Source organism: Tatumella terrea, assembly GCF_039523755.1.
GTDB lineage: Bacteria > Pseudomonadota > Gammaproteobacteria > Enterobacterales > Enterobacteriaceae > Tatumella > Tatumella terrea.
Genome location: NZ_BAAAFX010000004.1, coordinates 15,563 through 26,267 on the forward strand (window position 1 = coordinate 15,563; position 10,705 = coordinate 26,267).

General features: G+C 50.6%; 15 protein-coding genes. 9 read left to right on the top strand and 6 right to left on the bottom strand.

Annotation, left to right across the window (positions count from 1 at the left end; translation table 11 throughout):
• The first annotated feature begins 36 nt into the window (after window positions 1-36).
• The 3 genes from rplQ to ABD035_RS02460 all read left to right on the top strand — a co-directional run bounded on the left by rplQ (window position 37) and on the right by ABD035_RS02460 (window position 1,183).
• A complete protein-coding gene (gene rplQ, locus ABD035_RS02450) occupies window positions 37-423 on the top strand; it encodes a 50S ribosomal protein L17 (RefSeq protein ID WP_025902028.1) in 387 nt (128 codons plus the stop codon).
• A 95-nt stretch (window positions 424-518) separates the two neighbouring features.
• Window positions 519-890 carry a DnaJ family domain-containing protein gene (locus ABD035_RS02455; RefSeq protein WP_343867411.1) on the top strand — a complete coding sequence of 124 codons (372 nt, stop codon included), beginning with the start codon at window positions 519-521 and terminating at the stop codon, window positions 888-890.
• A 20-nt stretch (window positions 891-910) separates the two neighbouring features.
• Window positions 911-1,183: an alternative ribosome-rescue factor A gene (locus tag ABD035_RS02460; protein ID WP_343867413.1), complete on the top strand. Its 273-nt coding sequence runs from the start codon at window positions 911-913 to the stop codon at window positions 1,181-1,183.
• On the opposite strand, the gene mscL is transcribed toward ABD035_RS02460, so the two are convergent.
• The 5 genes from mscL to def all read right to left on the bottom strand — a co-directional run bounded on the left by mscL (window position 1,163) and on the right by def (window position 5,937).
• A complete protein-coding gene (gene mscL / locus ABD035_RS02465; RefSeq protein WP_025902026.1) occupies window positions 1,163-1,558 on the bottom strand; it encodes a large-conductance mechanosensitive channel protein MscL in 396 nt (131 codons plus the stop codon). The two genes, ABD035_RS02460 and mscL, sit on opposite strands and share 21 nt — an antisense overlap.
• Window positions 1,559-1,720: 162 nt before the next feature.
• Window positions 1,721-3,097, bottom strand: a complete 1,377-nt coding sequence (gene trkA, locus ABD035_RS02470) for a Trk system potassium transporter TrkA (protein WP_212713474.1) — start codon at window positions 3,095-3,097, stop codon at window positions 1,721-1,723.
• Window positions 3,098-3,117: 20 nt separating this feature from the next.
• Window positions 3,118-4,410 (bottom strand): 16S rRNA (cytosine(967)-C(5))-methyltransferase RsmB, encoded by a 1,293-nt coding sequence (rsmB, locus tag ABD035_RS02475; protein WP_343867417.1) that lies wholly within the window; start codon window positions 4,408-4,410, stop codon window positions 3,118-3,120.
• A gap of 49 nt (window positions 4,411-4,459) precedes the next feature.
• On the bottom strand, window positions 4,460-5,404 hold the full coding sequence (gene fmt, locus ABD035_RS02480) for a methionyl-tRNA formyltransferase (protein WP_212713472.1): 945 nt from the start codon (window positions 5,402-5,404) through the stop codon (window positions 4,460-4,462).
• A 20-nt stretch (window positions 5,405-5,424) separates the two neighbouring features.
• Complete coding sequence (gene def, locus ABD035_RS02485) at window positions 5,425-5,937, bottom strand: peptide deformylase (protein WP_212713471.1); 513 nt, start codon at window positions 5,935-5,937, stop codon at window positions 5,425-5,427.
• A 116-nt stretch (window positions 5,938-6,053) separates the two neighbouring features.
• On the opposite strand from def, the gene dprA reads away from it, so the two are divergent.
• From dprA to ABD035_RS02515, 6 genes are read left to right on the top strand one after another with little or no spacing between them, the layout of a single operon-like run.
• On the top strand, window positions 6,054-7,178 hold the full coding sequence (gene dprA / locus ABD035_RS02490; protein ID WP_343867420.1) for a DNA-protecting protein DprA: 1,125 nt from the start codon (window positions 6,054-6,056) through the stop codon (window positions 7,176-7,178).
• Complete coding sequence (smg, locus tag ABD035_RS02495) at window positions 7,150-7,623, top strand: DUF494 family protein Smg (protein ID WP_212713469.1); 474 nt, start codon at window positions 7,150-7,152, stop codon at window positions 7,621-7,623. The genes dprA and smg overlap by 29 nt, the downstream gene beginning before the upstream one ends.
• Before the next feature lie 24 nt (window positions 7,624-7,647).
• The gene (locus ABD035_RS02500; RefSeq protein WP_343867423.1) at window positions 7,648-8,202 is read left to right on the top strand and encodes a DNA topoisomerase family protein; all 555 of its coding nucleotides are present in this window, start codon (window positions 7,648-7,650) and stop codon (window positions 8,200-8,202) included.
• Between the two features lie 8 nt (window positions 8,203-8,210).
• A complete protein-coding gene (gene tsaC / locus ABD035_RS02505) occupies window positions 8,211-8,777 on the top strand; it encodes an L-threonylcarbamoyladenylate synthase type 1 TsaC (RefSeq protein ID WP_212713467.1) in 567 nt (188 codons plus the stop codon).
• 3 nt (window positions 8,778-8,780) lie between these two features.
• A complete protein-coding gene (gene aroE, locus ABD035_RS02510) occupies window positions 8,781-9,596 on the top strand; it encodes a shikimate dehydrogenase (protein WP_343867426.1) in 816 nt (271 codons plus the stop codon).
• Window positions 9,593-9,871, top strand: a complete 279-nt coding sequence (locus tag ABD035_RS02515; protein WP_343867428.1) for a DUF1488 family protein — start codon at window positions 9,593-9,595, stop codon at window positions 9,869-9,871. The genes aroE and ABD035_RS02515 overlap by 4 nt, the downstream gene beginning before the upstream one ends.
• Here ABD035_RS02515 and ABD035_RS02520 read toward each other — a convergent pair.
• Complete coding sequence (locus ABD035_RS02520; RefSeq protein WP_343867430.1) at window positions 9,805-10,374, bottom strand: gamma carbonic anhydrase family protein; 570 nt, start codon at window positions 10,372-10,374, stop codon at window positions 9,805-9,807. The two genes, ABD035_RS02515 and ABD035_RS02520, sit on opposite strands and share 67 nt — an antisense overlap.
• Window positions 10,375-10,705 lie beyond the last annotated feature (331 nt).

The following is a 10,705-nucleotide window of genomic DNA, read 5'->3' on the forward strand; positions in this document are numbered from 1 at the left end:
ATCACAGGTTAAGGTTTCACTGAGAAGGATAAGGTCATGCGCCATCGTAAGAGTGGTCGTCAACTGAACCGTAACAGCAGCCATCGTCAGGCTATGTTCCGTAACATGGCTGGTTCACTGGTTCGTCATGAGATCATCAAGACGACTCTGCCGAAAGCCAAAGAGCTGCGTCGCGTAGTTGAGCCGCTGATTACTCTTGCCAAGACTGATAGCGTTGCTAATCGTCGTCTGGCATTCGCACGTACTCGTGATAACGAGATCGTTGCAAAACTGTTTAATGAGCTCGGCCCGCGTTTCGCGAGCCGTACCGGTGGTTACACTCGTATTCTGAAGTGTGGCTTCCGTGCTGGTGACAACGCTCCGATGGCATACATCGAGCTGGTTGATCGTCCGGAAGCTCAAGCAGAAGCAACTGCAGAGTAATTTGCAGTAATTAAAGAACCCGCTTCGGCGGGTTTTTTATTGTCTGAAGAAAAGTGGTGTATAATATCTATTCAGCCCTTCCCCGGAGGACACCTATGTGGCTTATTGATCAGATGGCCGAGCGACACATACAGGAAGCTTTGCAAAAAGGTGAACTTTCCGGTTTGAACGGTGAAGGAAAACCTCTTCTGCTCGACGATGATAGCCAGGTCCCTGCGGAATTGCGTACGGCCTATCGTCTGTTAAAAAATTCCGGCTATCTTCCTCCGGAACTTGAATCCCGTCGTGAAGCGCTTGAACTGGTCGATCTGTTACAGCAACTGGATCCTGACGATCATCAGGCCGCGGAATATCATAAGAGATTACGTGTACTGGAACAGAAATTACGTCAGGCAGGTCTGAGTACAGACTTTTTATATGATAGTCACTACGGTGTGACTGTCATCCGACAGCTAAATAATGAATAGAGACGCTATGCGGAGGTTATATGGGCAGCTATCGTCACACCAAAGGGGCAATTACTGATAATGCTCTCCAGGCATTGTTACATGACCCGCTTTTTCGTGTGAGAACCGAAAATAATAAAAAAGGGAAAGGAAGTTATCGGCGTAAAAACCGTAATAACCGACAGGAGGGACGAGAGGGCAATGAAAATATGAAATTCTCATTGCCCTTTCTTTTATCCATAAAAAAAGCCGCTCAATCGTTAATTGAGCGGCTTTCCATGAACACTGATGAATTACTGTTTTTCTTTCAGTAAATCACGGATTTCAGTTAACAGAGTTTCTTCAACTGACGGGCCTTTAGGTGCCGGCGCTTCTTTCTTATAGAGTTTGTTAATCAGCTTGATGACCAGGAAAATGGCAAAAGCGATGATAACAAAATCAAAGACAGACTGAATAAAGACACCGTAGTCCATGACAACTGCAGGTGTTGTGCCATCAGCAGCTTTAAGTACCCATTTAAATTGTTTGAAATCGATCCCACCAATCAGTAAGCCCAGTGGCGGCATGATGATGTTAGCGACTAAAGAAGATACGATTTTACCAAACGCAGCACCGATAACCACACCGACTGCCAGATCTACTACATTTCCACGCATCGCAAAATCGCGAAATTCTTTCATTAAACTCATGTTATCACCCGACTAAAGATTAAGTTAAACCTGATTCTAGTTAACTAATGGTATTTTTTCCACAAACACGACCTAACTGTTTTACTCTTTTTTACATTGCAGCCAGCACAAAGCCTAACCCCTGTTTTCTTCAGCCGGATAAGGTCCCTTTGGCGGAGATTTTTACAAGAAGAACGGACTCGGCTGGAACAGCTTCTCTACATCTGACACGAATTTCTTATCCGTCAGGAACATGATGACATGATCGCCTTGCTCGATTCTGACACTATCGTTTGCAATCATGACTTCCTCACCACGTACAATTGCGCCAATAATTGTGCCCGGTGGCAGTTTAATTTCACTGACAGTGCGCCCTACCACTCGTGAGGTTGTTTCATCCCCATGAGCAATAGCCTCAATGGCTTCAGCAATCCCCCTGCGCAGTGAAGAAACACTGACAATATCTGCTTTACGTACATGGCCAAGCAATGCAGAAATTGTTGCCTGTTGTGGAGAAATAGCAATATCAATCACGCTGCTTTGGACCAGATCGACATAGGCACGGCGTTGTATCAGTACCATCGCCTTTTTTGCCCCCATCTTTTTCGCCAGCATAGCTGACATGATATTAGCTTCATCATCATTGGTGACGGCAATAAACAGGTCAATCTGGTCGATATGCTCTTCTGCCAGTAATTCCTGGTCAGAGGCATCTCCGTAAAAGACGATCGTATCGTTGAGTAATTCGGCCAGTTCTGCAGCTCGCTGCGGATTACGTTCAATCAGCTTTACGCTGTACTGTTTTTCCAGCTGTTGTGCCAGGCCAAAACCGATATTACCGCCACCTACCAGCATGATACGTTTATACGGCTTTTCCAGACGCTGCATTTCGCTCATTACGGCGCGAATATGTTGATTTGCAGCAATGAAGAAGACTTCATCACCCGCTTCTACGACGGTCGAGCCTTGCGGACGGATAGGTTTATCCTGGCGGAAGATGGCGGCGACGCGGCTTTCGATGTGCGGCATATGCTCGCGCATAACAGACAGTGGGTTACCGATGAGCGGCCCCCCGTAATAGGCCTTGACTACCCCGAGGCTGACTTTGCCTCCGGCGAAATTCACGACCTGCAATGCGCCCGGATACTCGATCAGTCGATAGATATTATCGATCACCAGTTGTTCAGGTGAGATCAGATGATCGATTGGGATCGCTTCCGGAATAAATAACTTCTCATTATCGCGCAAATACTCCGCGGCACGGATCCGCGCGATCCGGTTAGGGGTATTAAATAATGAGTAAGCTATCTGGCAGGCAACCATATTGGTTTCATCGGAACTGGTAACAGCAACCAGCATATCGGCATCTTCAGCCCCCGCCTCACGAAGTACGCGGGGATGAGACGCCGGGCCATTCACCACCCGGAGATCGAACTTATCCTGTAAGTGACGTAACCTGCCAGGATCGGTATCAACAACAGTGATATCGTTATTTTCCCCCACCAGGTTTTCTGCCAGTGTGCCACCGACTTGTCCGGCTCCCAGGATAATAATTTTCATCGTCGTTTCACTCTTATGGGTTAGGCATTCTTCAGTAATTTAGCATAGAAAAAACCGTCACCACCCAGTTCCTGAGGGAAGACCTGCAGACCATGTTTCTCTCCGCCCGGTAATGTTTCAGGCTTCGCGTCATCATGGCGCTCAAGAAATGCGGCCATCTGCTTATGGTTTTCTTCCGGTAACACGGAGCAGGTTGCATACACCATCGTGCCACCGGGTTTAAGGTATGGCCAGATAGCATCCAGTATCTCAGCCTGCAACCGTACCAGCTCATCAATATCACTGTCACGACGCAGCCATTTAATATCAGGATGACGGCGAATAACCCCTGTTGCGGAACAAGGTGCATCGAGCAGAATGCGATCAAACTGGCGCTCTGCACACCATAGTGCCGGCGTACGGCCATCACCTTGTCTGACTTCAGCCTGCATCCCCAGACGGCCCAGATTTTCTGTGACTCTGCTAAGGCGCTGTGCATCCACGTCGACGGCCAGTACATTGGCTTCGGGGGCAATTTCGAGAATATGCGTGGTTTTCCCGCCCGGGGCTGCACACAGGTCCAGGATATCTTCTCCGTTTTCCGGAGTGAGATACTGTGCACAACGTTGTGCCGAAAGATCCTGAACCGTTACCCATCCGTCAGCAAATCCTGGCAACTGTGTCACACCTGCGGGTTTCTCCAGACGAACCGCATCCTCCGATAAGATATCAGCAGTGCCTGTCATCTCCCGGGCGTTCAGTAATTCAAGCCACTGATCACGGGAGTTATGCTGGCGGTTTACCCGTAACCACATAGGGGGACGGAGATTATTTGCCTGAACAATCTGCTGCCATTGATCAGGCCAGCTTACCTGTAAACGTTTCAGTAGCCAGGAGGGATGCCAAAGATTAACGCTTTGTCCCTCCAGTGACTCTGTCAGTTCTGTCTGGCGGCGCTGGAACTGACGTAAAACCCCGTTTACCAGTCCTTTCAGGCTCTGTTTTTTCAGTACAACGGCACCTTCCACGGTTTCCGCGAGGATTGCATGGGCAGGTATCCGCGTATAAAGCATCTGATAAATACCGACCATTAACAGGTAGTGAATCGTTCGCTGTTTGCCGGTCATCGGCCGATCCATCAGCTTACCGATTAACGCGTCCAGTTGCGGTAAAGTACGGACGACGCCGAAACATAATTCCTGCAGTAAGGCGCTGTCTTTATCGTTCAGGCTCTTCTGGGCGGCAGGAAGAATTGCGCTTAGCGACTGCCCTTTATCGACGACCTGTTCAATAAGACGGGCTGCCAGACTGCGCAGATTGGTAGTTTTTTTCATGGAATATCTTCAGTTAGCCAGTATTGCCGGCAGAACATTTATAACCGGTTCAGGCCAGCACAGCACCGGGCATAAACCACTCCTGGCGCGAGTTCAGTAACTCTCTTGCCTGCATTGGTTTTTTACCCGCAGGCTGCAGGATTTCAAGTTGCAGTACGCCGTCTGCGGTTGCCACCCGAATCCCGTTCTTGTCAGTCTGAACAATCGTACCGGGTTGCAGATCCTGATGGGGTAATACCGATGCCTGCCAGACTTTAATCGGTTGTTCATCCAGCACAAAGTAGCTCACCGGCCACGGATTGAATGCCCGAATACACCTCTCAAGCTGTTCAGCGGAGAGTGTCCAGTTCAGACGGGCTTCTTCTTTGCTGAGCTTTTTGGCATAGGTTGCCAGTGCATCATCCTGTTTCACGGCAACCGCGCTGCCGTCAGCCAGCTGCTGCAATGTGGTCAGCATTCCCTGTGGGCCGAGTTGCGCCAGGGTGTCATACAAAGAAGCGCTGGTATCTGTCAGGCGGATAGGGCAGGTGAGCTTCACCAGCATATCGCCAGTATCCAGCCCTGCATCCATCTGCATGATAGTAATTCCTGTCTCATCATCACCCGCCCACAACGCACGCTGGATAGGTGCCGCACCACGCCAGCGTGGCAGAAGTGACCCGTGGACATTGATACATCCCAGCCGGGGCAGCGCCAGTACAGATTCCGGCAACAGGAGGCCATAAGCCACCACCACCATGATATCGGCATTCAGATCTGCAACCAGCTGCTGGTTTTCAGGAGGCCGAAGCGAGGCGGGCTGGAATACGGGAATTTGGTGTGATTCAGCCAGTGTTTTCACCGGACTTGCCACTAACTTTTTGCCCCGTCCGGCCGGGCGGTCGGGCTGAGTGAATACACCGACCACCTGATGCTCTGAAGCAAGCAGCGCGTCAAGATGACGCGCTGCAAAATCAGGAGTGCCGGCAAAAATAATTTTCAACGAGTCGGACACAATCATCCCTTTTCGGAGGTTCAGGACGCCCGGGTTGTCTGACGGGCGAGTTTTTCCAGTTTCTGACGGATACGCTGGCGCTTAAGCGGAGACAGGTAATCGACGAACAGTTTACCCATCAGATGGTCCATCTCATGCTGAATACAGATAGCCAGCAGACCATCCGTTTCGAGCTCATAGCTCTTACCTTCACGGTCCAGGGCACGTATTTTTACCCGCTCGGCACGTGGAACCAGCGCACGTTGTTCAGGAATGGACAGACAGCCCTCTTCGATGCCGGTCTCACCACTGGACTCAAGGAGTTCAGGGTTAATCAGCACCAGTTTCTCATCGCGGTTCTCAGAAACATCAATCACAATGATTCGCTGGTGAATATCGACCTGAGTTGCGGCCAGCCCGATGCCTTCTTCCGCATACATTGTTTCGAACATATCATCGACAATGCGCTGAATATCGGCGTTGACTTCTTTTACTGGCGCAGCAACGGTACGCAGTCGCTCGTCAGGGAAATGTAATACCTGTAAAACTGACATAAATATCCGGATCTTTATTCGTAATATATAAGTTGACTACCTCATATTGTAGACGTTTCATTGTGCGATTGACAGTATTGCTGACGGGATAAAAGTGCCGGCACAGGGATCATCGTATGGACATTACTGAAATAGGGTTACGTCTTGCGGCAGTAGAAGGAATAAAGGCAGAAGACCGCCAGACGATGGCCGAAAAGTTATCGCGGCTGTCAGGTACAGCGGCATCGTTGTCCCACGTGGCTGGCTTCAACCAAAAACAGCGTCAGCAGTTCCTGAGTCTCAGTGAAAAAGCGCTTGAGCTGGTGCAGAAGTGGCTAAAGAGCGAAAACCATCATTTTCTGACGTTATCGGATCCCCGTTATCCACGGCGACTGACAGAAATTGCCGCCCCTCCGTTCTGTCTGTTTGTCGAGGGCGATCCGGCGGTACTCTCCGCGGCTCAGATAGCGGTGGTTGGTAGCCGGCGGAGTACTCGCTATGGTGAACATTGGGGAACATTTTTCTCAGAATCGCTCTCATTGAGCGGAATGACTATTACCAGCGGCCTGGCTTTAGGGATCGACGGAGTTGCACACCGGGCGGCTCTGTCCTGCAAAGGAAAAACTATCGCGGTCATCGGTAGCGGTTTAATGAACCTGTATCCTGCCCGGCACCGGTCTCTCAGCCATGAGATTGTGGCGCAGGGAGGGGCGCTGGTCTCTGAGTTTCCGCTGATGGCGCCTCCTCTCCCCGGGCATTTCCCTCGTCGTAACCGTATCATCAGTGGCCTCAGTCTGGGTGTATTAGTGGTGGAAGCCGGGTTAAAAAGCGGGTCATTGATCACGGCTCGTTATGCTCTGGAGCAAAACCGCAATATATACGCGATCCCCGGCCCGCTGGGTAAACCCGAAACTGAAGGCACACACTGGCTTATCAGGCAAGGAGCATTACTGGTATCGCACCCTAACGATCTGCTGGAGGATTTGCAGACGGGTTATCATTCTTTGCGGTTTTCAGCGTCTGAGGAAATAAATTCACCCGGGGAGGGCACTGTTCCATTGCCATTTGCTGATGTGTTGGCTAACGTAGAAGATGAGGTTACACCTGTTGACGTCGTCGCTGAACGTGCCGGCCAACCTGTGCCAGTGATTGCAACTGCTTTGCTTGAGCTGGAGTTAGCAGGATGGATCGCAGCTGTACCCGGCGGCTATGTCCGTTTAAGGAGGGCATGCCATGTTCGACGTACTTATGTACTTGTTTGAGACCTATATCCATACCGAGACTGACACGCAGGTTGACCAGGAAAGGCTGACAGATGACCTGACGGATGCCGGATTTAATCAGGAAGATATCAGTAATGCATTGCAATGGCTGGAGAAACTTGCTGATTATCAGGAAGGATTGGTCGAGCCTATCCAGATGTCCAGTGACCCGCTCTCGATGCGTATTTATACCGCTGAAGAGTGTCAGAAGCTGGATGCGGATTGCCGGGGGTTTTTATTGTTCCTGGAGCAGGTGCAGGTACTGAACCTTGATACCCGCGAAATGGTTATTGAGCGGGTGACTGCACTCGACTCCCTGGAGTTTGCCCTCGATGATCTCAAGTGGGTCGTACTGATGGTGCTGTTCAACATTCCGGGTTGTGAAGATGCCTACCAGCAAATGGAAGAGTTACTTTTCGACGCTAATGACAGTATTCTGCATTGATATTTTCTTCGCTATAGCAAAATTATGAATAAAACAGCACTGTTTGCTGTCCGTCATCAGGATAACTGCCCCGAATGCGGGGCAGAACTGGTGATACGTTCAGGTAAACATGGTCCTTTCGCCGGGTGTTCCCGATACCCGGAGTGTCATTACATCCGCCCCCTGGGGGCCCGTAATGAAGGGCATCTGATTAAAATCCTCGAAGGGATACCTTGTCCGGAATGTGGCGCCGATAAAGCGTTACGCCAGGGGCGTTATGGGATGTTCATCGCGTGCAGCCGTTATCCTGAGTGCTCACACAGTGAAACTATTGACCAGCCGGATGATACGGGTATTACCTGTCCGGAGTGTCAGCAGGGACATCTGATCCAGCGTCGTTCACGATACGGTAAGTATTTCCATGCCTGCAGCCGCTATCCGGAATGCCAGTTTGTGGTGAATGCCCGTCCGGTGGCGGGAGAATGTCCGTTTTGCCACTTTCCGTTATTAGCTGAAAAGAAAACCGCAAATGGTCTGAGGCTTATCTGCGCCAGTAAGCTTTGTGGTAAGCCTGTTCCCGAAAAGACTGAAGAGAAATAATACCTATCATGTATAACCCGTTATCATCAGATTCTCTGCGCGTGTGTATTGAGTCATTGGAAAAGAATGCTGTTATTGCTTATCCGACGGAGGCCGTGTTCGGGTTAGGGTGTGACCCTGACAGTGAACAGGCTGTTAACGCTCTGCTGCAAATTAAGTCACGTCCTGCAGAAAAAGGATTGATCCTGATCGCGGCTAATTACCAGCAACTGCTGCCTTATATCAGTGATGAGCTACTGACTGATGAACAAAGAGAGCGGATGTTCTCACACTGGCCCGGGCCGGTGACTTTCGTGGTACCTTCCCGTGCTCCCCGATGGTTAAGAGGTCAGTTTGACTCTCTGGCTATCCGCGTCAGTAACCATCCTGATGTTCAGGAACTGTGTTTGGCCTACGGGAAGCCGTTAGTCTCTACCAGCGCGAATTTTTCCGGTCAGGAGCCTTGCCGGAATGTGCAGGAAGTTACGGAGCGGTTTGGTCATGATTTTCCTGTTCTGCAGGGAGAAACCGGCGGGCGCCTGAATCCGTCAGAGATCCGTAATGTTATTACCGGTGAACTTATTCGTCAGGGGTAGATAATGGAACAATTTGTCGTTTTTGGTCACCCGATCAATCACAGTAAGTCACCTTTCATTCACCAGCTGTTTGCCCGTCAGACAAGCATAGAACACACTTATGGCCGGATATGTGCCCCGGTGGATCAGTTTGTCCCGACAGCTCGTGAGTTTTTCAATGCCGGTGGCCGGGGAGCCAATGTCACACTGCCCTTCAAACAGGAAGCCTGTGCCATGGCGGACGAGTTAACCGATCGCGCGGCTTTATCAAAAGCGGTTAATACTCTCAGGAAAGAGCCGGACGGCAGACTGCTCGGAGATAACACTGACGGGATTGGCTTGCTCAGTGATCTGCAACGGCAAGGGATGATCGCGCCAGACTCGCATATATTGCTGGTGGGAGCAGGCGGAGCGGCCCGCGGGGTGATCCTGCCGTTACTGGACTACGGGTGCCGTATAACAATCACGAACCGTACGTTATCCAGAGCGGAAACGCTGGTGGAAACTTACCGGCATGCAGGAACTATTCTGGCCAGTGAACATAATAAGTTACTGCAGGAATACGATCTCATTATTAATGCAACCTCCAGTGGCGTCAGCGGGGAGGTTCCTCAGCTTCCGGCAGATATCTTCACTCCCCATACCCGTTGTTACGATATGTTTTATCAGCAGGGCCAGACTCCTTTCCTGGCGATGGCGGCACAGCACGGGGTGACGTCTCTTTCGGACGGTGTCGGTATGCTGGTATCTCAGGCCGCGCATGCGTTTAAATTATGGCACGGGGTGATGCCGGATATCGGGCCGGTGATCACCGCGGTGAAACAGGCGCTGCAGGAATGAATCAGGCACTACAGTTTCCGGATCGCGAAGAATGGAATGCAGAGCGGCAGGCTGTGTGCTTCCCGGCCTTGCATCATGGCATGCAGCTCTGGTGTGCCATCACCGCAACGGAATTATTTCAGCGATACGGCGAAGGGCAGGCACTGGAAATTTTCCGGCAATACCGCTGGGATCTTGAAGAAGAAGCCGAAGCACTGATGGCTACCGGTCAGGACGATGCCGACGGCTGGTTCTGGCTCTGTTCCGATAAACAGACGTCTTTCCATTTAACGTAATTGGCAGCAGAGTAAAGCAGGCTCTGTTTTTCGTCGTCAGTCAGGCGACGGATTTGCCGGACCGGACTGCCCAGGTACAGGTACCCGCTGACCAGCCGTTTCCCCGGAGGTACCAGACTTCCGGCACCAATCATGACATTCTCTTCTATATAGGCATTATCCAGAATAATACTCCCCATCCCGACCAGTACCCGATCTCTGATCGTACACCCGTGCAGCATTGCTTTGTGTCCCACGGTGACATCATCACCAATCTCTAAAGGATAGCCCTGAGGATTTGCCGGTGAGCGGTGAGTCACATGGAGAATAGAGCCATCCTGAATATTGCTTCTGGCGCCAATGGTTATCCGGTTTACATCCCCTCTGGCAACAACCAGAGGCCAGAGACTGGAATCATCACCGATAAGGACATCACCGATGACGACACAGGAAGGGTCCAGCATGACCCGCAACCCTGTGGCCGGGACGTTTCCCTGAAAAGAGCGAAGTACATCTGCAGACATAAGGAAATGCTCCTGGTTGATACAAGGTGCCCACATCAATCCAGGGCTGGTGGCCGGAAATGGGGTGAGGTAATACTGTTTGTACAACAAGGGAGAGATTTTATTTGCACTATTTATGCCTGGCAGCGGGATTAACGTGTGTATTTGCGTGATAAAAACGGCGATTGAGACCCCTGGTCAATAAGTAAAACAGCCCCGGTGATGAATAAAACTGCGTATTTCGCTGGTTTGTTGCCCGGAAAGCATGAAATATCGCCATTCGGTAATTTATTTGAAATAAACCCTTGTCAGAAAAAATTATCTCCCTATAATGCGCTCCCACTGACACGGC